Source organism: Kitasatospora sp. NPDC056184 (assembly GCF_042268405.1).
In the GTDB taxonomy this organism is placed as follows: Bacteria; Actinomycetota; Actinomycetes; order Streptomycetales; family Streptomycetaceae; genus Kitasatospora.
The window spans coordinates 392734-417661 of the sequence record NZ_JBHJUI010000002.1 but is presented as its reverse complement, the minus strand read 5'-3'; the positions used below and the strand labels follow the sequence as shown (position 1 = coordinate 417661).

Sequence of the window (24928 nt, the reverse complement as noted above, 5' to 3'; positions counted from 1 at the left end):
CGACCCGACCACGCCTGATACCTTGCAATCGCCGTGGTGTTCGGGAAACCGGTCTGAGTCCGGTGCGGCCCTCGCCACTGTTGCCGCGGAGTACCGCGGCCCTCGCTGACCGGCTTCGCCAGCGGTCAGGGCCACTGGGCGGGCCTGAAGATCCGCCCGGGAAGGTCGGCTGCGGTGTGTCGATGCGGAAGCCAGGAGACCGGCCACGGCGCGACATGTTCCACGAGGGTTTTGGAGAACACGTGCCCAGCGGTATTCCGCATCCGTACCGATCCATGCGTTCCGCACGTCCCGGAGGTCCGACACGCGTCGGCCGGGCGGTCGCGGCCGTCCTGTTCACCGGCCTGCTCGGCGCTTGTGCGGGCGCCCCCGCGCCCGTCGCGTCCGGCGGGACGACCGGAAGCGCCGAGCCGGTCAGCGTGGACAACTGCGGGACCACCGTGACGGTCGGCGCGCCGCCCGAGCGGCTGGTGACGCTCAACCAGGGTGCCACCGAGGTGGCCCTGGCCCTCGGCCTGCAGTCCCGCATGGCCGGTACCGCCTTCCTCGACAACTCCGTCCCGGAGAAGTGGAAGGCGGCCTACGACTCCGTTCCGGTGCTCTCCAAGGACTACCCGACGAAGGAGAAGCTGCTCGCGGCCCGTCCCGACTTCCTGTACGCCTCCTACTCCAGCGCGTTCACCGACAAGGTCGCGGGCACCCGGGAGGAACTGCGCGGCCAGGGCGTCCCGTCGTACCTCTCCCCGTTCGGCTGCTCGGACAAGAGCCAGGTGCCGCCGACGACCTGGCAGGCGATGTGGGGCGAACTGAACGACGTCGCCAGGGTCTTCGGCGTCACGGAGCGGGCCGCCGCGATCCAGCGGGAGCAGGAGCAGCAGCTGGCCCGGTTCACGGCGACGGCCGCGGGCAAGGGACTGAAGGTCCTGTGGTTCGACTCGGACACCAAGGCGCCCTACGTCGGTTCCGGCCACGGCGGACCGCAGCTCGTACTCGACGCCGTGGGTGCCCGCAACGTCTTCGGGGACCTGCCCGGAGCCTGGCAGAGCGTCAGCTGGGAGAAGGTCGTCGCCGCGGACCCGGACGCCATCGTGCTCGCGGACGCCGACTGGGACACGGCCCAGTCCAAGATCGACTACTTGCAGGGCGACCCGGTGCTGAGCAAGCTCACCGCCGTGCAGCGCAAGGCCTTCGTGGTGGTGCCGTTCTCCGAGTCGACCCCCGGCGTGCTGCTCGCCGACGGTGCCGCCCGGGTGTCGGCGGGACTGGGCGAACTGCGCACGCGGTCATGACCACCGCACCCCGTCCCGCCCTGCGGCCCGCTGGTCCGGGCCGCAGGGCGGCGGTCCTGGCCGTCGCCGCGGCCCTGCTCCTGGCCACCGCGCTCCTCGGCCTGGCCGTGGGCTCGCAGCACGAGCCGGTCCGGACGGTGATCGAGGTCGTGGTGCGCCGTCTCGGGCTGGGCGACCCGCACGTGACGCTGCTGGACGACCAGATCGTCTGGCAGTTGCGGCTGCCCCGGGTTCTGGGAGCGGCTGCCACCGGCGCCGGCCTCGCGGTCTGCGGTGCGGTGCTGCAGACACTGACCGGCAACGACCTGGCCGATCCCTTCCTGCTCGGGATCTCGGACGGAGCCGCCGCCGGCGCGGTCACCGTGATCGTCCTCGGTGTCGGCGTGTCCGGCGCCGTGGGCACCGGTGCGGTGGCGACGGCGGCCTTCGCCGGTGCCCTGCTCGCGGCCGTCGTCGTCCTGGCCCTGGCCGGCGCGCGCACCCGGACGCTGCCGACCACCCGGACCGTACTCGCCGGCATCGCCGTGGGACAGCTGTGCGGGGCCTACACCTCGTTCGCCGTGCTGGTCCTCGGGGACCGCAACGCGGCGCGCGGTGTCATGGAGTGGACGCTGGGCTCGGTCGCCGGCCTGCGGTGGCCCACCGCCGTCTTCCTGACCGCGGTCGCGCTGGCCGGCATCACGGTCCTGGCCTCCTCGGCCCGCGACCTGGACGCCTTCGCCTTCGGCGAGACCGCCGCCCGCTCCCTCGGCGTCCACGTCGAGCGCACCCGCTGGGTCCTCGTCGCCACCGCCGCGCTGGTGACCGCGTGCCTGGTCGCCAACACCGGCGTCATCGGGTTCCTCGGCCTGGTCGTGCCGCACGTGGTCCGGCTCGTCTGCGGCCCGCGCCACGCCCTCCTGCTGCCCGTGTCGGCACTGGTGGGCGCGTCCCTCCTGGTGGGCAGCGACATCGTGGCGCGCTCGGTCCTCCCCGACCGGGAGATCCCCGTCGGCGTCGTCACGGCCGGGCTCGGAGCACCCTTCTTCGCCTGGCTGCTGTGGCGCCAGGGCCGGGCCGACGGGAGGGAGCAGTGACGGTGACGCCCCCCGTCGAGCTGCGCGCCGAGGGGCTCCGGGTGCGCATCGGCGGAGCCACGCTGCTCGATGACGTCTCGATCGCGTTCAGCCCCGGCCGGATCACGGGCCTGCTCGGGCCCAACGGCGCCGGGAAGACCACCTTGCTGCGCGCGATCGCCGGGCTGACCCGGCCGAGCGCCGGGCGGGTCCTCCTGGGAGGGGAGGATCTCCACGCGCTCACGGCCCGCCGGCGGGCGCGACAGGTGGCCTTCATGGAGCAGCAGGCGGACACCCGGCTGTCGCTGCCGGTCCGCCAGGTCATCGAGCTCGGACGCACTCCGCACCGCAGCCGCTGGCCGGTGCCGGCGAACTCCGCCGCCGACGCCCACGAGCGGTCCGTGTTCGCCGACGCCGTGGCCGCGGCCGACGTCGGCCACCTGCTCGACCGGTCCTGGCCGACACTGTCGGGCGGCGAGCGGCAACGGGTCCAGCTCGCGCGGGCGCTGGTGCAGGAGCCGGGCCTGCTCCTGCTCGACGAGCCCACCAACCACCTCGACCTGCGCCACCAGCTCGGCTTCCTCGGCACCGTCCGCGGGCTGGGCATCACCACGGTGGCGGCGCTGCACGACCTCGAACTCGCCGCCGCCTACTGCGACGAGGTCGCCGTCCTGCTCGACGGCCGACTGGTCGCCCACGGGCCCGGCTCCGAGGTGCTCACCTCGCCCATGATCGCGCACGTCTACGGCGTCGACGCCACCGTGGAACGGCACCCCCGGCACGACCGACCGCACATCCGGTGGAACGGACTGCTCCAGGAAAGGACGACGCCATGACCTCCCCGGTCCTGGAAGCCCACGCCCGCCGCAGCGCCGTGCTCCTGGTCGGCATGTCGATCGCGGAAGCCGTCCGCCGCGACGAACTCCTCCGGACGGCGGCCTCGCACCGGGCCTCGATCGCGTTCCTGCAGCAGGCCGACCCCTCGCTGTCGGCCGAGCTGACCAGGCTGGCCGACGCGGGCGCCGAGACCGTGGTCGTGATCGGCGTCCGCCTCGCGGCTTCCGGCCCGGCCCATTCCTGGCTGCGGCGGATCGCCGCGTACTGGTGGCGCGAGCGCGCGGGCCACCGCCCCGAACTCCTCGTCGCGACCCGCCTGGCCGACTCGCCGGACGCGGTAGCCGCCGTGGCCGCGGCGACGAAGGCCGTCACCGGCGGGGAACCCGGCCTCACATCCGCGGCCTGGGAGGACGTCCCCGGCCACCGGCACCAGGTCCTGGTGTGCCGCGGCCCGCGTTGCGCGGCCAAGGGCGCGGAGGAGGGACTGCGCGCCCTGGTACGGATGCTGGCCGAGCAGGGCCTCGGCGACGACGACGTGCTCGTCACCCAGACCGGGTGCCAGTTCCCCTGCAACCAGGCCCCCGTCGTCAGCGTGCAGCCGGACGACGTCTGGTACGGGAAGGTCGACCCGGCGGTCGCAGACCGCATCGTCACCGAGCACCTCGCCGGCGGACGACCGGTGGAGTCCAACCGGCTCGCCCGCCGCAAGAACGGGCACGCGGGCGACGTGGAACCCCACGACCGGCCGTGACCGGGTGTCCGCCGGCGGCGAGTCGGGCCCGGGGCGCCGCCCGACGGAGACCCTGACGGGGTGCTGGTGATCGCGCACTCGGACGAGGAGGACGCCGCAGCGGCGTGGAAGCGAATCTGCGGGCCCCACCGGGCTCCACCGGGTGCGGACGGCCCGGTGGAGTCCGGCCGCTACCGTGTCAGCAGGTTCTCCAGGACGTCCGCCCCCCTGGACGCGCCGCCCGCCCCGCGCACGATCCGGCTCAGGGCCGCCGCCCGGGGGCGGCAGGACCGGACGGCCTGGACGGCGTCGCGCAGGCCCTGCACGGTCGGCTCGGCGAGCGTCCTGCCGACCCGGAGCTCCTCCGCCCGCCGGGCGATCGCCCGCTGTTCCGGGATCTGCGGCACCGCCACGAAGGGCACCCCGTGGTAGAGGGACTCCATCACCGAGTTCATCCCGGCGTGGCTCAGGAACACCTCGGCATGCCGCAGCACCGCCACCTGCGGCACGTGCGCGTGCACCTCGACGTTCGCCGGGATCGGGCCCAGCGACTGCCGGTCCAGCCCGCCCACCGCCATGACGACCTGCCAGTCGCCGCCGCCGAACGCCTCGACGCAGGTCCGGTAGAACTCGGGCCGGTCGTTGAAGACGGTTCCCAGTGAGATCAGCAGCACCGGGGCCTGCGACCGGGGTCTCCACTCGCCGGCGGTCTGCCGGCTGCTCAGCGACGGCCCGACGAAGTGGAAGCGCTCGTCGAAGGTGTCCCCCGACAACTGGAACTCGCGGGGGATGAACACCAGGCTCGTCGGGGCCACGTGGCCGAACATCAGGTTCGGGTCGTCGAGGAAGGTGTGGCCCTGTGCGAACTTCCCCATGTCCTGGATCGCGGCCACCAGCCGGGGGTCGGTGTGGTCGAAGTCGGCCGGCAGGTACACCTGCGCCGCCGAGAAGGACTCGTTCTCCGCGAAGGTCGGCACCAGGGAGACCTCCGGCACCCCGAGCAGGTTCGCCAGCATCCTCCCGGTGAAGGTCACCGAGTCGTAGCACACCGCGTCCGGCGGGTCGGCCGCGAAGTGCTCGGCCAGGACGGGGAAGGAGGCACGCGCGTCGTCGAGGTAGTACTCCATCGTCACGGCGAGCTGTTCCGCCGTGAACCCGCCCCGCGCCGCCATGTCGGGCGGCAGGTGCGAGGGCAGGGTCACCGGCGACGCCCCGGCGGCGGAGGCGGCGTCCATGGTGGCCGGTCCCGTGGCGTAGCTGACCCGGTGGCCGCGCCGGACCAGCTCCTCGACCAGCGGCAGGGTCGGGTTCACGTGCCCGGACGCGGGCGCGCTCACGAAGGCGAAATGGGCCATCAGCTCTCCTCCAGGATGACCGGAAGAGTCTTGTGCCCGTTGGTGAAGAAGGAACCCAGCGGCTCGAGTTCGGACGACGGGACGGCCAGCCGCAGCCGGGGGAACCGGGAGAACAGCGCGGACAGCGCCGTCGTCGCCTCCAGCTTCGCCAGGGGGGTGCCGAGGCAGTAGTGCACGCCGTGCCCGAAGGTGAGGTGGTCGGCCCGCGACGGCCGGGTGACGGAGAAGTCCTCCGCGTCGGCCCCGTGCTGCGCCGGGTCGCGGCCGGCCGCGCCGTAGGACAGCAGGATCGCCTCGCCCTTGCGGATCTGCACGCCGTCCGCGGAGATGTCCTCCACGGCGTACCGCAGCGGCAGGTTCGGCACCGGCGCCTGCCAGCGCAGGGTCTCGTCCACCACGTCCTCCCACGTGCTGGTCCCGGACCGGACCAGGGCGAGCTGATCCGGGTGCGTGGCCAGCGCGTGGACGGCGTGGTCGAGCAGGTTGACCGTCGTCTCGAAGCCGGCGGAGATGGTCAGCAGCAGGGTGTCCAGCAGTTCCCGCTCGGACAGCCGGGTGCCGTCCGCCTCCCGCGCGGCGATCAGGTCGCTGGTCATGTCGTCGCCGGGGTCGCGCCGCTTGGCGGCCACGAGTTCCTTGAGCAGCATGTACAGCTCGCCGGAGGCGGCCTGCACGCCCGCCGGGTCCGCGTCGAGGCTGAACACCGCGTCCACCAGCCGCCGCAGGTCCTCGCCCGTCTGCGGGGTCACCCCGAACAGTCCGGTGATGACCTGGATCGGCAGCGGGAACGCGAACCGTGCGCGCAGGTCGACCGGCTGCCCCGGCGGCACCGCGGCCAGGTCGGCGATCAGGCCGGCCGTGATCTCCTCGACGCGCGGCCGTGTCGCCTCGATGCGGCGCGGGGTGAACGCCTTGGCCACCAGGCTGCGCAGCCGGGTGTGGTCGTCCCCGTAGGCGGTGAACATGTTCTGCATCGCGACCCACATGATCAGCGGCCAGTCCGGCGGGATGTCGCCGTCGCGCCACATGGGCCAGTGCTTGTTCGCGTCCTTGGAGACCTTCGGGTCGAGCAGCAGCTTCTTCGTCAGGTCGTGCCCGGTGACGGCCCAGGCCGACACGCCACCGGGCAGTTCGACGGGCGTGGCCGGTCCGCGCTCGCGCAGGGCGGCGGCCTCGCCGAAGATGTCGCCGCCCGAGGGGTCGATGACGTACGCGTCGGCCGGCGGGGCCTGCACGCGCACCGGCGCGGTGAAGGTGGTGGCCGTACGGGGCTCGGGCTGCTCGGTGACCTCCAGCAGGGACGCGGTGAACCGCGAGCCCATGCCGAGGCCGATCGACATGATGGTGTCGCCGGGCTTGAGGGTCTCGTCGTGCAGCAGGTGGTCGATGCCGAGCAGTTGGTCGCACGGCCCGACGTGGCCGAGCTCGCGCAGCATCGGCCAGGTGGTGCGGCCCAGGTCGATGCCGAGCGGCTCCAGTACGACGACCTCCAGTTGGGCCAGGCCCAGACCGGTGACGACGAACCTGGTGATGTCGGCGACGCCGACGCCGGCCTCCTTGGCGGCCTGCTCGACCGCGGTGACCAGTGCCCCGCTCATCAGCGTCAGGTACGGGGCCAGGCCGGTGACCTCGATCGGCGTACGGTTGCGGTGGCCCTCGGGGTCCGGGATCGTCGGGGTGGCGAGGACCTCCATCTGGGTCGCGGAGCTGTTGGCGGTCGCGACCAGCCGCGCCCGGCCGCCCTCGCGGTTGAGCACGGCCGCGACCGCGCCGTCGGCCAGGAAGATCCCGATGGTGGGCTGCCAGCGTTCCCACCGCGGCGGGAGGAACCGGGCGGTGGCCGTGACCAGGGTCGCGGTCGCGGCCGGGTCGGCCACCAGGTGCGCGGCGGCGGACTGCAGCGCGGCCGAGCCGCCGTTGCTGGTCGCCTCGACCTCGTAGACGAGGGCGTGGCCGAGGCCGAGGACGCGCTGCAGGTGGCAGGAGGACGCCATGTGGTCCTGGTGGTCCATCTGGGCGTAGGCGGCCATGGAGATGTCGGCGCCGCTGAGGCCGGACTCGCGCAGGGCTCCGATCGCCGCGTGCACGGCCATCGCGTGCTCGGTGACGTCGTCGGAGCGGGTGAACGACACGAAGTCCGACAGCGCGAGCAGCCGCCGCATGGTGTCGGTGTCCGGCACGGCCTGCGTCGCGGGCGTGCGGGGCGGCAGATACCGCCCCGTTCCGCCGATGTAGACGTTGTCCCAGATCATGCAGAGTCCTTTCCCCTGAGTGCGGACAACCCGGCCCCGTATCCGCTGAAGTCGAGGAGCCATGTGCTGATGGCCAGCGCCGTGGCCGCGGAGTGCTCCTCCAGTACGGTGAAGTGGTCGCCCGGGACGGTGAGCACCTCCTGGGCGGTGGTCGACAGCCGGGGCCACGAGCGCTTCCCGGTGCCCACCAGCAGCACCGGCGCGGTGACGGGCTCCGGGGCGCCGGCCAGATCGAGGTAGCGGCCCATGGCCACCAGCCGGTCGTCGTCGACCGGCTGGACCTGGTGGCCGGCGTCGAGCATGCCGGTGAGCACACCCGGCAGGTCCTCGGGGTAGCCGTCGATGAGCACCACGGCGCTGGGCCGGGCCCCCCGCCGTTCCAGTTCCCCGGCGGTCGCCAGCGCCAGCCACGCGCCCACCGAACGGCCGACCAGCACCGGCGCGGCGACGGCCGACGCGGCCTCGGCGAGTGCCTGGACCAGGACGTCGGCGTCCGCGGGCAGCGGGTCGCCGGCGAAGCCCGGCAGGGTGACCGCCGTGACGTCGCGGGCGGCCTCCAGCGCCGCGGCGAACCGCCCGTACTCCTCGATGCCGCCGGACGCCAGCGCGGACGGCAGGCAGACCAGCGACGGCTGGAGGAAGCCGGCCGCGAGGGCGACCGCCTCGGCCTTGGGCGCGTCGGTGGCCGGGCTCAGCCGGGACGCCGTGGCCAGCAGGTCGAGGCCGTCCTGCGCGCGGCCGACGTCGACGGCCTTTCGCAGCAGGCGCTCCATCGGCCCGGCGACCCGGTTCTCCGGCGAGCACAGCTGCCCGTAGAGGTGGTTGACGAGCTGTTCGGGCGTCGGGAAGTCGAAGACGAGGGTCGCCGGGAGCCGGAGCCCGGTGGCCGCGTTGAGCCGGTTGCGCAGCTCGATGGCGGTCAGCGAGTCGACGCCGTGGTCGCGGAACAGCTGACGCGGGTCGTCGATCCCGCCGGGGGCCATCCCGAGGATGCTCGCGCTGTGCGTGACGACCAGGTCGAACAGCAGGGCGCGCTGCTCGGGCTCGGGCAGCGCTTCGAGCCCGGCCCGCAGGTCGCCGGGGCCGGCCGCCGGGGCGGGCGCGCGCCGCGGCCGGGCGAGTCCGCGCAGCAGCGCGGGCGGGGTGTCGATCGCCGCGAGGTCGAGGCGGACCGGCACCAGCGCCGGACGTTCGCCGGCCAGGGCGGTGTCGAACAGGGCGGTGTCGAACAGGGCGAGGGCCTGCTCGGTGGCCAGCGGCAGCATCCCGGTCCTCGCCAGCCGGCGGTGGCCGGCCGCAGTCAGGTTCCCGGTGATGCCGCTGGACTCGGCCCACTGGCCCCAGGCCAGGGAGGTGACCGGCAGACCGCGCGCGTGCCGGTGCTCGGCGAGCGCGTCGAGGAACGCGTTCGCGGCGGCGTAGTTGGCCTGCCCGGGAGCGCCGAACACCCCGGACGCCGAGGAGAACAGCACGAACGCCCGCAGGTCCAGGTGCGCGGTGGCCTCGTGCAGGTGCCACGCGGCATCGGCCTTCGAGCGCAGCACCGTGTCGATCTGCTCCGGTGTCATCGATCCCACCACGGCGTCGTCGACGACCCCGGCGGCGTGCACGACGACCCGCAGGTCGGGGATCGAGGCGACGAGGTCCCTCAGCGCCCCTCGGTCACCGGCGTCGCAGGCGACCACGGTGAGGACGGCGCCCAGCTCCTGCCGGAGCCCGGGCGGCTCGACGCCGCGGCGGCCGGCGAGCACCACGTGCCGGGCGCCGTGCCGCGCGACCAGGTGCCGGGCGACCAGGACGCCGAGGGTCCCGGTGCCGCCGGTGATCAGCACGGTGCCGTCCAGGGGCCCGGCCAGGGCGGTCGGGCCGGTCGGGGCGGTCGGGGCGGCCCTCACCAGCCTCGGCACGAGGGCGGTTCCGTCGCGCAACCGGATCTCGGGCTCACCGTCGCTCACGGCGGCGCGCACCGCGGCGGGGATCGCCCGTCGTGAGGCGGCCGTGCCGTCGTGCCGGACGGTCAGGATCCGCCCGGGGTTCTCGCTGTGCGCGCTGCGCAGGAAGCCGCGGGCGGCGGCCGAGGCCAGGTCGTCGCCGGTGAGGACCACGAGCCGGGCCGGCGTGTCGGTGGCCAGGAACTCCCGGACCCTGCCGAGCAGTTCCCGGGTCACCGCGTGAACGGCCGCGACCGGTTCGCCCTCGCCGACGACCTCGCCGACGACCTCGTGGAGGACCGTCTCGGTGTCCGGGCCGTCCGGTGCCGCCATCGGGGTCCAGTCAACGGCGAACAGGGTGTTCGGCCGGCGCCCGGCTCCGAGACCGGCCGCTTCGACGGGCCGCAGGACGATCTCGTCGATGCTCACGACCGGCATCCCGGCGGTGTCGGTGATCCGCACCGCGCAGGTGTCCGGCCCGGTCGGGTGCAGCACCACGCGGACCGTCGCGGCCGACCCGGTGACCGACACACCGGAGAACGAGAAGGGCAGCCGTGCCGGGCTGCCGCCGGCGCCGTCGTCCTCGGCCGCGAGGCCGGCGAGCAGGGTCAGCGGCTGTACGGCGGCGTCCAGGAGCGCGGGGTGGACGCGGTAACCGGTGAGCTGCGCGGGGTCCGCCGGGAAGCTCACCTCGGCGTGCAGGTCCTCGCCGTGCCACCGGAGGCCGGTGAGCCCCTGGAAGGTCGGCCCGTAGTCGTAGCCGGCTTCGGCGAGCCGGTCGTAGAGCGAGCCGATGTCGATCGGCGCGGCCTCACTGTCGTCCGCCCCGGGCACGGCCGTCCGGTCGGCCTCTGCTGCCCGGTCCGCCCGGTCCGCCGTCGGACTGAGCACGCCGGTCGCGTGGCGGGTCCACTCGTCGGGCTCGGCGGAGGTGCGGGAGTGGACGGTGACGGGCCGGCGTCCGGTGTCGTCGGGCGCGCCGACGGTGACCTGCACGTGCACACCGTCGCGCTCGGACAGCACGAGCGGCGCCTCCAGGACCAGTTCGGACAGGACGGGGCTGGCCGTGTGCTCGCCGGCGTGGACGGCCATGTCCACGAACGCCATGGCGGGCAGCAGCGTCGCACCGAGCACGGTGTGCTCGGCCAGCCACGGGTGGACGGACGCGGAGAGCTTCCCGGTCAGCACCACGCCCTGCCCGTCGGGGAGCTTCACCAGCGACCGCAGCAGCGGGTGGTCGGGCGTGTCGGGGCCCTCCGACGGGGTGGTGGGCTGGAGCCAGTAGTGCTGGTGCTGGAAGGCGTACGACGGCACGCGCCCGCCCGACGTCTCCGCCGTTGCCGTCGCGGGTGGCATCCAGCGCACGGCGCCGTCCGCCCACAGCCGCCCCAACGCCGCGAACAACCGCTCCGGAGAATCCTTACCGCGCCGCATCAGCCCGTTCCCCACCAGCAACGGGTGCGGACCCACCTCCACGAACCCTGTCACGCCCTGGCCCGTCAGCCACTCCAGCGCGTCCGCGAACCGCACCGGCTCCCGCACCTGCCGCACCCAGTACCCGGACTCCCCCATGTCCTCCACCGGACGCCCCGCCACCGTGGACACCACCGGAATCACCGGCACACCGAACGACAGCCCCGCCGCCACCCGGCCCAACTCCTCCAACACCGGATCCATCCGCGCCGAATGGAACGCGTGGCTCACCTCCAGCTGCTTCACCCGACGCCCCCGACCGCGCCACACCTCACCCACCGCCACCACCGCGGCCTCGTCCCCCGACACCACCACCGCGTCCCGCGCGTTGACCGCCGCCACCTCAACACCCGGCACCAGCGACCCCGCCACCTCCTCCACCGATGCCTGGAGCGAGACCATCGCCCCACCACCGGGCAACGCCTGCATCAGCCGGCCCCGCGCGCCCACCAGCACACACGCGTCCTCCAGGCTCAGAACCCCCGCCACATGGGCCGCCGCCACCTCACCCACCGAATGCCCCACCACGAAATCCGGCCGCACCCCCAACCACTCCACCAACCGGAACAACGCCACCTCCAACGCGAACACGCCACCCTGCGTGAACCCCGTCTCCCCCAGCACCCCCTCCGCGTCCTCGAACAGCACCTCCACCGGCAACCCCAACAACCCGCACACCTCGTCCAACACCCGCGCGAACACCGGGAACTCGCGGTACAAGCCCCGCCCCATCCCCGCCCACTGACCACCCTGACCGGAGAACACGAACGCCGACCTGCCCGAGTCGCGGGCCTCGCCGGTCACCAGCCCGGGATGCGCCTCCCCGCGCACCAGGGCCGCCAGTGCCTCCGGTCCGGTCACCACGGCCCGGTGGGCGAACCGGGTCCGCGCGGCGAGCGCGGCGCCGATTCCGTCCGCGTCGGGGGCCTTGGCCGCGTACGCCTGCAGCCTGCGGGCCTGGGCCCGGAGCGCCTGCTCGGACTTCGCCGACAGCAGCCACGGCACCGGCACGACGGCGGGGGGCGCGGGCGTGGAAGCGGCAAGGGACTCGGACGATGTCTCCTCGGCCGGGTCCGGGGCCGGTGCCTCCAGGATCACGTGCGCGTTCGTGCCGCTGATGCCGAACGCCGACACGCCGGCACGGCGAGGACGCCCCGTCTCCGGCCACGGCCGGGCCTCGGCGAGCAGGGAGACCTGGCCCGCCGACCAGTCGACGTGCGAGGTCGGCGCGTCGACATGCAGCGTCGGCGGCAGTTCACCGTGCCGCATCGCCATCACCATCTTGATCACACCCGCCACACCGGCGGCGGCCTGCGTGTGCCCGATGTTCGACTTCACCGACCCCAGCCACAACGGCTCCACCCGGTCCCGGCCGTAGGTCGCCAGGAGCGCCTGCGCCTCGATGGGATCGCCGAGGGTGGTCCCGGTGCCGTGCGCCTCCACCGCGTCCACCTCGGACGGCTCCAACCCGGCGTTCGCCAGCGCCTGACGGATCACCCGCTCCTGCGACGGACCGTTCGGCGCGGTCAACCCGTTCGACGCCCCGTCCTGGTTCACCGCCGAACCCCGTACCACCGCCAGCACCCGGTGACCGTTGCGACGGGCGTCGGAGAGGCGCTCCAGCAGCACCAGCCCCGCACCCTCACCCCAGGCCGTACCGTCCGCGGCCTCGGCAAACGCCTTCACCCGCCCGTCGGCCGCAAGCCCCCGCTGGCGGGAGAAGTCGATGAAGGCGGCGGGTGTCGCCATCACCGTCACCCCGCCGGCCAGCGCCAGCGAGCACTCCCCCGAGCGCAGCGCCTGCGCCGCCAGATGGATCGCCACCAGCGACGACGAGCACGCCGTGTCCACCGACACCGCCGGACCCTCCAGCCCCAGCAGGTACGACACCCGCCCGGAGGTCACACTCGTCGCCGTACCGGTGGCCACATAGCCGTCCGCATCGCGCGAGATCTGGTCCACGCCACCCGCGTAGCCGGATGCCCAGATGCCGGTGAACACGCCCGTCCGGCTGCCCCGCAACGACGTCGGATCGATCCCCGCGTCCTCGAACGTCTCCCACACCGTCTCCAGCAGCACCCGCTGCTGCGGATCCATCGCCAAGGCCTCACGCGGCGAGATCCCGAAGAACGCGGCATCGAAACCACCCGCGTCCCCCAGAAAGCCGCCCCACCGCGTGTACGACGTCCCCGGTCCACCGGCCGGATCATAGAGACGGCCCACATCCCACCCGCGGTCCGACGGGAACTCCCCGACCGCATCACCCCCACCCGCCACCAGAGCCCACAACTCCTCCGCCGACCCCACCCCACCCGGATACCGGGCCCCAAGCCCCACCACCACCACCGGATCACCCGACACCGCAACCCCCACCGGCACGGGCACGACCGTCCGGCGCTCCCTGCCGAGGACCACCTCACGCAGGTATTCGGCCAGCCGGACCGGGGTCGGGTGGTCGAAGATCATCGTCGCCGGCAGCCGGGTCCCGACCGCCGTGGACAGCCGGTTGCGCAGTTCCACGCCGGTCAGCGAGTCGAAGCCCAGGTCCTTGAAGGCCCGGTCGCCGGCGATCTCGTCGCTGCGGCCCAGCACGGCCGAGGCGTGGGTGCGGACCAGGTCGAGCAGGATCTCGCGTTGCCGGGCCTCGGGGAGCGATCCCAGCTCGCCCGCCAGTCCGGTGGTCCGCACCGGTTTGCGGGCGTGTGCCAGCGCGCGCAGCACCGGCCGGTCGCCCAGTGCCGACACCTTGAGTCGGGCCGCGACCACCGCCGGTTCCGCGGTGTCCAGGCCCCCGTCGAACAGCCCGAGTCCGTAGTCGGTCGCCATCGGCAGCAGCCCCGCGCGGGCGAGGCGTTCGCCATCGGCCTCGGACATCCGCCCGGTCAGCCCGCTGGCCTCGGCCCACCGGCCCCAGGCCAGCGACACCCCCGGCAGGCCCTGGGCGCGCCGGTACGCGGCCAGGCCGTCGAGGTAGGCGTTGGCCGCGGCGTAGTTGGCCTGTCCGGGGCTGCCGAGCGTTCCGGCCGCCGAGGAGAAGAGGACGAACGCCGTCAGGTCCCGTCCCCGGGTGAGTTCGTGCAGGTGCCAGGCCGCCCGGGCCTTGGGCTCCCAGACCGCGGCGAGGCGTTCGGGGGTCAGGGACTCCACCACGGCGTCGTCGAGCACACCGGCCGCGTGCACGACGGCGGTGAGCGGGTGCGCGGCCGGGATCGCGTCCAGGACGGCCGCCAGCGCGTCCCGGTCCGCCACATCGCAGGCGGCCACGGTCACCTCCGCGCCCAGCCCCGCCAGCTCCTCGCGCAACGCCGCCCCGCCACCACCGCGGCTGACCAGCACCAGATGCCGCACACCCCGCTCGGCCACCAGATGCCGGGCCACATGGCCCCCCAGCGTCCCCGTACCACCGGTGATCAGCACCGTACCGGCCACATCGAGACCCACCGGAACAGTCAGGACGATCTTCCCGATGTGAGCGGCCCGACTCATGAACCGGAAGGCGTCCCGGGCGCGGCGGACGTCCCAGGTGGTGACCGGTGGCAGACGCAGCTCGCCCGCGCCGAGCAGCCGGACGGCCTCGGCCAGGATCTCCCCCAGCCGCTCCGGTCCCGCGTCGGCCAGGTCGAAGGCCAGCACGCCGGGCCGGACGTCGGCCTTGCCCATCTCCACGAACCGCCCGCCGGGCGCGAGCAGCCGCAGGGAGGCGTCCAGGAACTCACCGGACAGCGAGTTCAGCACCACGTCGAAGGGTCCGAACCGGTCGGCGAACTCCAGGGTCCGGGACGAGGCGATGTGGTCCTCGTCCAGCCCCAGGGCGCGCAGCGCGTCCCACTTGCCCGGGGAGGCGGTCGCGTGGACGTCCGCGCCCCAGAGCCGCGCCAGCTGGACCGCCGCCATGCCGACGCCGCCGGCCCCGGCGTGGATCAGCACCCGGTCGCCGGCCTTCAGCCCGCCCAGGTCGCGCAGGCCGTACCAGGCGGTCAGGAACGCGACCGGCACGGTGGCGGCCTGGGTGAACGTCCACGCGTCGGGGATGCGCACCAGTGCCCTGTGATCGGCGACGGCCACCCGGCCGAACGCACCGGGCAGCAGCCCGGCGACCCGGTCGCCCGGCCGCAGCCCGGTGACCTCGGCGCCGACCTCGGTGACGACGCCCGCGCCCTCGCTGCCGAGCAGCGCCGGGTCCGGGTAGACGCCGAGGGCGATCAGCACGTCCCGGAGGTTCAGGCCGGCCGCCCGCACGGCGACGCGCACCTCCCGGGGCCCGGGCGGGGCCTGCTCGTACGGCAGGAAAGCGAGGTCGTCCAGGCTGCCCGTGCCCGTCTGCGTCAGCCGTCCGTCGAACGCCTCCGGTGCGGAGCGCACGAGCCGGGGCACGTAGACGGCCCCCCGGCGCACCGCCACCTGGTCCTCGTCGCCGACCGACAGGCCGTCGGGCAGTTCGTCGGCGTCCACGAGCACGAAGCGGCCGGGGTGCTCGGACTGCGCGGACCGGACCAGGCCCCAGACGGCCGAGGCTTCCGGGTCGCTCACCCCGTCACCGGGAACGACGGCGACCGCGCCCCGGGTGCGCACCACGAGCCGTTCGCCGGGCCCGGCCAGGAAGTCCTGGACGGCCGTCAGCGCCTCGGCGACCGAGCCGGGCGAGACGACGGCGTCGCCGAGCGCGCCTTCGCCGGGGGTCAGCGGAATCCAGTCGAGGGCGTACAGCGGGCCGCGCTCGGCCATCGGACGGGTGGTCAGCGCCTCGACGGTCGCCACGGGCTCGCCGGACCGGTCCGCCAGGTGGACGGCGTACGTGCCGGGGCGCACCACCGTCAGCCGCACGCGCGCGGAGGTCACGCCGGTGCGGTGGACCGCGATCCCGCCCAGCGAGAACGGCAGCCGCACGTCGCCTTCCGTGCCGGACAGCAGCGCCAGCGGTTGCAGGGCGGCGTCCAGCAGGGCCGGATGGACGGAGAACCGGGCCGCGTCCGGCACGGTGACCTCGGCGAACACCTCATCGCCGCGGCGCCACACCGCCTGCACGGCCTGGAAGGCCGGCCCGTACTCGTAGCCCGCCGCGGCGAGCGTGTCGTAGAGCCCGGTGACCGGTTCCGCGCCGGCCGGCGGCCACTGCGTCAGCTCCTGCCCGACCACGGGTTCCCCGCTCACCGTGCCGGTGGCGTGCCGCACCCAACCGTCCGTACGGGACCGGACGTCGACCGTGCGGCGGCCGGTCCCGTCCGGCTCGCCCACGACGACCTGCACGTCCACCGCACCGTCCGCGGGCAGCACCAGCGGCGCCTCCAGGACCAGTTCCTCCACTGCCGCCCCGGCCGCGTGCACCACCAGTTCCACGAAGGCCGCCGCGGGCAGCAGCACCGTCCCCAGGACGGAGTGGTCCGCGAGCCAGGGGTGGGTGGCCAGGGAGAGCCGACCCGTCAGGACCCGCTGCTCGCCCACCTCGACAGCGGCGCCGAGCAGCGGGTGGTCCACCGATTCGAGCCCGGCGGCGGACACGTCTCCCGCGCCTGCGGCGAGCCAGAACCGCGTCCGCTGGAAGGGGTAGGTGGGCAGCGCCACCGGCTGCCCTTCGGGGAACGGCCACCGCACCGGCACACCCGCGACGAACAGCCGCGCCGCGGCGGCCAGGAACTCGGCCGGGGTGCCGTGGTCGCGGCGCAGTGTCCCGGTCACCACACCCGCCTCGTGCTCCTCCAGCGCCGGCGTGAGCACCGGGTGCGGGCTGATCTCGACGAAGACGGGGTCGCCACCCGAGGCGAGCAGCAACCGGGTGGTCCGGTCGAACAGCACGGGTTCGCGGAGGTTGCGGTACCAGTAGTCGGCGTCGAGGGCGGAGGTGTCGAGGGGCTCCGCGGTGACGGTGGACCAGAAGGGGACGTCCGCGCTCCTCGGCTCGATCCCGGCGAGGTCGGTGAGCAGTTGCTCGCGGATCGCCTCGACCTGCGCGGAGTGCGCGGCGTAGTTGACAGGCAGTCGGCGGGCGCGGATGCCGTCGGCCTCGCAGGCCGCCAGCAGCTCGTCCAGCGCGTCCAGATCACCCGACACGACGACCGAACCGGGGGCGTTGACCACCGCGACGGTGATCCGGTCGTCCCAGCGGGCCGCGAACTCGACGGCCCGCTCGTGCCCGAGCCCGACCGACACCATCCCGCCCCGGTCCGCCAGGGCGACCAGGGCCCTGCTGCGCAGCGCGACCACCTTGGCCGCGTCGTCCAACGACAACGCGCCGGTCACACAGGCGGCGGCGATCTCGCCCTGGGAGTGCCCGACGACGGCACCGGGTTCCACGCCGTGGGCACGCCACAGCGCGGCCAGCGCCACCATCACCGCGAACAGCGCGGGCTGCACCACATCCACCCGCTCCAACGAGCCACCGCCCGTCAGCACCTCCACCAACGACCAATCGGTGTACGGCGCCAACGCCGCTTCACACGCGTCGACCGCCTCCCGGAACACCGGCTCCGAGCGGTACAACTCCCCTCCCATCCCGACCCACTGCGCCCCCTGCCCCGGGAACACGAACACCGGCCGACCTGCCGGACGGGCGGTCCCGGTCACCAGACCCGGCGCCGACCGGCCCTCCGCCAGGGCGTCCAGGGCCTCGGCACCACCCAGCACCACGGCCCGGTGCTCGAACACCGTGCGCGCCGCCAGGGCACCCCCGACCGCCGCCGCACCCACCTCGGGACGCACCGCGGTGAAGGCGCCCAGCCTGCGCGCCTGCTCCCGCAACGCCGTCTCCGACTTCCCCGACAGCACCCACGGCACGACTCCGCCCGCGGACCCCTCCGGGACCCGGACCGGCTCCTCGTCGGCCGCCTCGATCACCACGTGCGCGTTCGTACCGCTGATGCCGAACGCCGAGATGCCCGCGCGACGCAGGTGGCCGTTGCCGGGCCAGGGCCGGGCCTCGGTGAGCAGCCGGATGTTTCCGGACTCCCAGTCGACGTGCGAGGTCGGCGCGTCGACGTGCAGCGTCGGCGGCAACTGCCCGTGCCGCATCGCCATGACCATCTTGATCACACCGGCCACACCGGCCGCCGCCTGGGTGTGCCCGATGTTCGACTTCACCGACCCCAGCCACAACGGCTCCACCCGGTCCCGGCCGTACGTCGCCAACAGCGCCTGCGCCTCGATGGGATCGCCGAGCGTCGTCCCCGTACCGTGCGCCTCCACCGCGTCCACGTCCGCCGTCGACAGTCCGGCGTTCGCCAGCGCCTGCCGGATCACCCGCTCCTGCGACGGGCCGTTCGGCGCCCCGAGGCCGTTGGAGGTGCCGTCCTGGTTCACCGCCGAACCCCGCACCACCGCCAGCACCCTGTGACCATTGCGACGGGCGTCGGACAGGCGCTCCAGCAGCACCAGCCCCGCACCCTCACCCCACGCCGTACCATCCGCCGCCTCGGCAAACGCCTTCGCCCTGCCGTCGGGAGCCAGGCCGCGCTGGCGCGAGAACTCCGTGAACCCCAGCGGGGTCGCCATCACGGTCACCCCGCCGGCCAGCGCCAGCGAGCACTCCCCCGAGCGGAGCGCCTGTGCCGCCAGGTGGATCGCCACCAGCGAGGACGAGCAGGCGGTGTCCAGCGAGACCGCCGCGCCCTCCAGCCCCAGCAGGTAGGCGATCCGGCCGGAGGTCACGCTCGTCGCGGCGCCCGTACCGAGATAGCCCTCGGCGTCGGCGGGTGCCTGGCCGCCGTAGCCGGAGGACCAGATACCGGTGAAGACGCCCGTCCGGCTGCCCCGCAACGACGTCGGATCGATCCCCGCGTCCTCGAACGTCTCCCACGCCGTCTCCAGCAGCACCCGCTGCTGCGGATCCATCGCCAACGCCTCACGCGGCGAGATCCCGAAGAAGTCCGCATCGAACCCGGCGGCGTCGTCGAGGAAACCACCCGACCGCGTGTACGACGTCCCGGGATGATCCGCATCCGGATGGAACAACCCCTCCACATCCCACCCGCGATCCCCCGGAAACCCCCCGATCGCATCCACCCCACCCGCCACCACACCCCACAACTCCTCCGGCGACCCCACCCCACCCGGCAACCGGCACCCCATCCCCACGATCACCACCGGATCACCCGCCACCGGAAGCCCCACCGGCACCAACGGCACCACCGACGCCACACCCCCGCCGAGGATCCCGCTCAGCAGGTGCTCGGCGAGTTGCCGCGGGGTGGGGTGGTCGAAGGTGACGGTGGCGGGCAGGCGCAGGCCGGTGGCGGTGTTGAGCCGGTTGCGCAGTTCGACGGAGGTCAGGGAATCGAAGCCGAGGTCCTTGAACGGCTGCCGGTCCCCTACGGCCCCCGGTTCGCGGTGACCGAGCACGGCGGCGGTGTGGGCGGTGACCAGGTCGAGTGCTGCTCGCAGCCGTTCGGCCTCCGGCAGTGACCGCAGGCGGTCGGCGATCGCGCCGTGCCGCGCCGGGCGCCGGGCCGCCTTGCGGGAGACGAGGCCCTTGAGGGCCGCCGGGGCAGTCGGGGCGCCCGCCATCACGGACAGGTCGAGGCGTACCGGCACCAGCGCGGCCCGGTCCGTGGCCAGGGCCGCGTCGAACAGCGACAGGGCGTGGTCGGTGGCCAGCGGCACGACCCCGGCTCGCGTCAGCCGGTCCTGGTCGGCACCGGTCAGGTGCCCGGTCATGCCGCTCGGCTCGGCCCAGTAGCCCCAGGCCAGCGAGGTCGCCGGCAGTCCGAGGGCGCGCCGGTGCACGGCGAGGGCGTCGAGGAAGGTGTTGGCCGCGGCGTAGTTGGCCTGTCCGGGGCTGCCGAGCGTTCCGGCCGCCGAGGAGAAGAGGACGAACGCCGTCAGGTCCCGTCCCCGGGTGAGTTCGTGCAGGTGCCAGGCCGCCCGCGCCTTGGGCTCCCAGACCGCGGCGAGGCGTTCGGGGGTCAGGGACTCCACCACGGCGTCGTCGAGCACACCGGCCGCGTGCACGACCGCCGTCAGCGGGTGCGCGGCCGGGATCGAATCCAGGACGGCCGCCAGCGCGTCCCGGTCCGCCACGTCGCACGCGGCCACGGTCACCTCCGCGCCCAGCCCCGCCAGCTCCTCGCGCAACGCCGCCCCGCCACCACCGCGGCTGACCAGCACCAGATGCCGCACACCCCGCTCGGCCACCAGATGCCGGGCCACACGACCCCCCAGCGTCCCCGTACCACCGGTGATCAGCACCGTACCGGCCACATCGAGACCCACCGGAACAGTCAGGACGATCTTCCCGATGTGAGCGGCCCGACTCATGAACCGGAACACCTCGACGGCGTCCCGGACCTCGCGTACGTCCAACGGCAGCGGTGCGAACCCGCCGTCCGTGAAGGCCCGTACGACGGCGTCCAGGATCTCGCCGAGCCGTTCCGGCCCCGCGTCGGCGATGTCGAACGCCCGGTAGACGATGCCGGGGTGGTCGGCCGCGTCGCGGATGTCGGTCTTGCCCATCTCGACGAACCGGCCGCCGGGCGCGAGCAGCCGCAGGGAGGCGTCGACGAACTCGCCGGACAGCGAGTCCAGCACCACGTCCATGGGCGGGAACTTCTGCTCGAACTCCAGGGTGCGCGACGAGGCGATGTGGTCCTCGTCCAGTCCCAGGGCGCGCAGGGTGGGCCATTTGGCCGGGCCGGCGGTGGCGAACACCTCCGCCCCGAGCCGCCGGGCCAGTTGGATCGCCGCCATGCCGACGCCGCCGGTGCCGGCGTGGATCAGGACCCGGTCACCGGCCTTCAGCCCGCCCAGGTCGCGCAGGCCGTACCAGGCGGTCAGGAACGCCACGGGCACGGACGCGGCCCTGGCGAACGACCAGTCGTCGGGCATCCGGACCAGCAGCCGCTGGTCGGCGACGGTGACCGGGCCGAAGGCGCCGGGGACCAGGCCCATGACGCGGTCGCCGGGCCGGAACCGGGTGTCCGGACCGGTTTCGAGGACGACGCCCGCGCCTTCGCCGCCCATCAGGGCCTCGCCGGGGTAGACGCCGAGGGCGATCAGCACGTCCCGGAAGTTGAGTCCGGCCGCCCGCACGGCGATCCGGACCCGCCCGGGCCCCAACGGCTCCATGAGCTCCGGGCGGGGCACCAGCGCCAGGTCGTCGATGCTGCCGGTGCCCGTGTCCTCCAGCCGCCAGGTCCCGTCCGGCGGGGTGAGGCCCGCGCCGACGCGAACCAGGCGGGGGACGCGCAGCGCCCCTCGGCGGACCGCCAGTTCCGGCTCGTCCGTGCCGGCGATCAGCGCGGGGTCCCAGGTGTGGTCGGCGTCGACCAGGACGAACCGGTCGGGGTGCTCGGCCCGCGCGCCGCGGACCAGGCCCCAGACCATCGAGTGGTGGAGGCCGACCACGTCACCGGGTGCGGCGGCGACGGCGTTGCGGGTGACGACCGCCAGCCGCGTCCGCTCGCCCGCCAAGTGGTCCCGGATCACGGCGAGTACGCTCCGCGCGCTCTCGTACGCCGCCTCGACGGTGTCCGCCTCGGGCTCCGGCCCGGGCACCTCGTGGACGACCAGGTCGGCGGGGTCGCCGCCCGTCGGTGCCGATTCGACGGGGACCCAGTCGAGTGCGTACAGGCTGTCCGGGACGGCGGTGGCGTCCCGGACGGTCAGCGACGTGATGACCGCGACCGGGGTGCCGTCCGGATCGGCCACGGCCACGGTGTACGTGTCCGGCCCGGTGGCGGACAGGCGCACGCGCAGCGTCCGGCCGCCCGCGGGCCGGATCGCCACTCCGGTGAACGCGAACGGCAGGCCGGTGCGGTCGGTGAGGAACGCCATGGGGTGCAGTGCGGCGTCGAGCAGCGCGGGGTGCAGGGCGAACGGTTCCTCGGCGGGAAGCTCCACCTCGGCGTAGACGGTGTCGCCGACCCGCCGGGCCGACGTGACGCCCTGGAACGCCGGCCCGTACTCGTAGCCGAGCACGGACAGCGCGTCGTAGAGCCCGTCGACGTCGAGGGGCTCACCGGCCGGCGGCCAGTCCCAGGCGCTCAGCACCGGCTCCCCGCCCAGGGTCCCGGTGGCGTGCCGCACCCACGCGTCGCCGTCACGCGAGTACACCGTGAGCGGGTTGCGGCCGTCCTCCTCGGGGCCCACGACGACCTGGAGGTGCACCGGGGTGTCGTCGAGGACGAGCGGCGTTTCGAGCACCAGCTCCTCGACCGCGCGGCCGAGCCGGCCGGCCGCGTAGGCCGCCATTTCCGCGAACGCGGTGCCGGGCAGGAGGACGGAGCCCCGCACGGCGTGGTCGGCCAGCCACGGGTGGGTGGCGAGCGAGATCCGTCCGCTGAGCACCGCGCCGTCGGGCAGTTCCACGAACGTGCTGAGCAGGGGGTGGTCGCCCGACGCCGTCGGGACGGGCCGCAGCCAGTACGGCCGGCGCTGGAAGGCGTACGTCGGCAGGCTGACGGGCTCGGTGTCGTCCGGGAACCGCCAGTCGACCGGGACACCGTGGACGTGCAGGCGGCCGAGCGAGGTGGGGAAGTCGTCCTGGTCGCGCCGGAGCGTGCCGGTGGCGAGGAGGTCGGAGCCGTGGTGGTGACCGGTCTCCTCGACGGCGGAGACCAGGACCGGGTGCGGGCTGACCTCGACGAAGACGGTGTGGCCGTGGTCGAGCAGCGCACGGGTGGTCCGGTCGAACAGCACGGGTTCGCGGAGGTTGCGGTACCAGTAGCCGGCGTCGAGGGCGGAGGTGTCGACCGGTTCCGCGGTGACCGTGGAGTAGAACGGGATCGTCGCCGGGCGCGGTGCGATGCCGGCCAGGTCGGTGAGCAGCTGCTCGCGGATCGCCTCGACCTGGACGGAGTGGGCGGCGTAGTCGACGGGCAGGCGGCGGGCACGGATGCCGTCGGCCTCGCAGGCCGCCAGCAGGTCGCCCAGCGCGTCCAGGTCACCCGACACCACCACGCTGTCCGCCGAGTTGACCACCGCCACGGTCAGCCGGCCGTCCCAGCGGGCCACGAACTCGGCGGCCCGCTCGTGCCCGAGGCCGACCGACACCATCCCACCCCGGTCCGCCAGAGCGACCAGGGCCCTGCTCCGTAACGCCACCACCTTGGCGGCGTCGTCCAGGGACAACGCGCCGGCCACGTACGCCGCCGCGATCTCGCCCTGCGAATGCCCGACGACCGCATCGGGTTCCACACCATGGGCACGCCACAACGCCGCCAGCGCCACCATCACCCCGAACAGCGCGGGCTGCACCACATCCACCCGCTCCAGCGACCCACCGCCGACCAGCACCTCCACCAACGACCAGCCGGTGTACGGCGCCAACGCGGCGTCACACGCATCGACCGCCTCCCGGAACACCGGCTCCGAGGCGTACAACTCCCCGCCCATACCGACCCACTGCGCACCCTGCCCCGGAAACACGAACACCGACCGACCCAGCGGACGGACGGTCCCGGTGACCAGACCCGGCGCCGACCGGCCCTCCGCCAGGGCCTCCAACGCCTCCGCACCGCTCAGCACCGCGCGGTGCTCGAAACGCGACCGCCCCGCCAACGCCCGACCCACCGCAACCGCGCCGACCCCCGGATGCCCGGCCAGGAACGCCGCCAGCCGACGCGCCTGCTCCCGCAACGCCACATCCGACTTCCCCGACAACACCCACGGCACCACCCCGCCCGCGGACCTTGCCGGAACCCCGACCGGCTCGTCCGCAGCCGCCTCGATCACCACATGCGCGTTGGTGCCGCTGATGCCGAACGCCGACACGCCGGCACGGCGGGGACGCCCCGTCTCCGGCCACGGCCGCGCCTCGGTGAGCAGGGAGACACGGCCCGCCGACCAGTCGACGTGCGAGGTCGGCGCGTCCACGTGGAGGGTCCGCGGCAGTTGCCCGTGCCGCATCGCCATGACCATCTTGATCACACCCGCCACGCCGGCGGCGGCCTGCGTGTGCCCGATGTTGGACTTCACCGACCCCAGCCACAACGGCTCGTCCCGCCCCTGGCCGTAGGTCGCCAACAGCGCCTGCGCCTCGATGGGATCGCCGAGGGTGGTCCCGGTGCCGTGGGCCTCCGCCGCGTCCACGTCCGCCGTCGACAGTCCGGCGTTCGCCAACGCCTGCCGGATGACGCGTTCCTGGGACGGACCGTTCGGCGCCGCAAGCCCGTTCGACGCGCCGTCCTGGTTCACCGCCGAGCCCCGGACGACCGCCAGCACCCGGTGGCCGTTGCGGCGGGCGTCGGACAGGCGTTCCAGCAGCACCAGGCCGGCGCCCTCGGCCCAGCTGGTGCCGTCGGCCGCCTCGGCGAACGCCTTCACCCGGCCGTCGGCGGCAAGCCCCCGCTGCCGGGAGAACTCCACGAACCCCGCCGGCGTCGCCATCACCGTCACACCACCGGCCAGCGCCAGCGAGCACTCCCCCGCCCGCAGGGCCTGCGCCGCCAGATGGATCGCCACCAGCGAGGACGAGCACGCCGTGTCCACCGACACCGCCGGACCCTCCAGCCCCAGCTGGTACGACACCCGCCCGGACGTGGCGCTGGTGGCTGTTCCGGTGGCGAGAAAGCCTTCGAGGTCCGGCGGCGGCTGGTTGCCGTAGCCGGAGGACCACACGCCGGTGAACACGGCTGTGCGGCTGCCGCCGAGTGTGGTCGGGTCGATGCCGGCGCACTCGAAGGTCTCCCAGGCGGTTTCCAGCAGCACCCGCTGCTGCGGGTCCATCGCCAGTGCCTCGCGCGGCGAGATCCCGAAGAACCCGGCGTCGAAGCCGGCGCCGTCGGCGAGGAAGCCGCCCGATCGGCTGTAGGTCGTGCCCGGCCGGTCCGGGTCGGGGTCGTGGACGACGTCCCATCCGCGGTCCGGCGGGAATGCGGTGATCGCGTCGGCACCGTCCGAGACGAGCCGCCACAGGCCGTCCGGGGACTCCACTCCGCCCGGGTAGCGGCAGCCCATGCCGATGATCGCAATCGGCTCGCGCGCGGCCTCCTCCAGATCGGCGAGGCGCTTACCGAGCACTCCTAGGTCGGCCGTGGCGCGCTTGAGGTAAGTGCGGAGCTTCTCTTCGTCGGACATCG

The 24928-nt window shown here is 74.1% G+C and carries 7 protein-coding genes and 1 riboswitch; of the genes, 4 read left to right on the top strand and 3 right to left on the bottom strand.

Features of this window, described 5'->3' with window-relative positions; genetic code table 11:
• Positions 1-17 precede the first annotated feature (17 nt).
• A riboswitch (cobalamin riboswitch) is annotated at positions 18-223 on the top strand.
• A gap of 52 nt (positions 224-275) precedes the next feature.
• Genes ACFC0B_RS06820 through ACFC0B_RS06805 form a run of 4 tightly spaced genes read left to right on the top strand, consistent with a single transcriptional unit; the run spans position 276 to position 3932 of the window.
• Positions 276-1289, top strand: coding sequence for an ABC transporter substrate-binding protein (locus tag ACFC0B_RS06820; protein ID WP_376083244.1), 1014 nt, complete (start codon positions 276-278; stop codon positions 1287-1289).
• The gene (locus tag ACFC0B_RS06815) at positions 1286-2365 is read left to right on the top strand and encodes a FecCD family ABC transporter permease (RefSeq protein WP_376083243.1); all 1080 of its coding nucleotides are present in this window, start codon (positions 1286-1288) and stop codon (positions 2363-2365) included. Before ACFC0B_RS06820 ends, ACFC0B_RS06815 begins: the two co-directional genes overlap by 4 nt.
• Positions 2366-2367: 2 nt before the next feature.
• The gene (locus ACFC0B_RS06810; RefSeq protein ID WP_376083240.1) at positions 2368-3180 is read left to right on the top strand and encodes an ABC transporter ATP-binding protein; all 813 of its coding nucleotides are present in this window, start codon (positions 2368-2370) and stop codon (positions 3178-3180) included.
• On the top strand, positions 3177-3932 hold the full coding sequence (locus tag ACFC0B_RS06805; protein WP_376083238.1) for a ferredoxin: 756 nt from the start codon (positions 3177-3179) through the stop codon (positions 3930-3932). The genes ACFC0B_RS06810 and ACFC0B_RS06805 overlap by 4 nt, the downstream gene beginning before the upstream one ends.
• A gap of 170 nt (positions 3933-4102) precedes the next feature.
• Here ACFC0B_RS06805 and ACFC0B_RS06800 read toward each other — a convergent pair whose 3' ends face one another.
• The 3 genes from ACFC0B_RS06800 to ACFC0B_RS06790 are packed head-to-tail and all read right to left on the bottom strand — an operon-like array spanning position 4103 to position 24926.
• Positions 4103-5266 carry a macrolide family glycosyltransferase gene (locus ACFC0B_RS06800; RefSeq protein ID WP_376083235.1) on the bottom strand — a complete coding sequence of 388 codons (1164 nt, stop codon included), beginning with the start codon at positions 5264-5266 and terminating at the stop codon, positions 4103-4105.
• Positions 5266-7518: a cytochrome P450 gene (locus tag ACFC0B_RS06795; RefSeq protein WP_376083233.1), complete on the bottom strand. Its 2253-nt coding sequence runs from the start codon at positions 7516-7518 to the stop codon at positions 5266-5268. The genes ACFC0B_RS06800 and ACFC0B_RS06795 overlap by 1 nt, the downstream gene beginning before the upstream one ends.
• A complete protein-coding gene (locus ACFC0B_RS06790) occupies positions 7515-24926 on the bottom strand; it encodes an SDR family NAD(P)-dependent oxidoreductase (protein WP_376083230.1) in 17412 nt (5803 codons plus the stop codon). Before ACFC0B_RS06790 ends, ACFC0B_RS06795 begins: the two co-directional genes overlap by 4 nt.
• Positions 24927-24928: the final 2 nt, after the last annotated feature.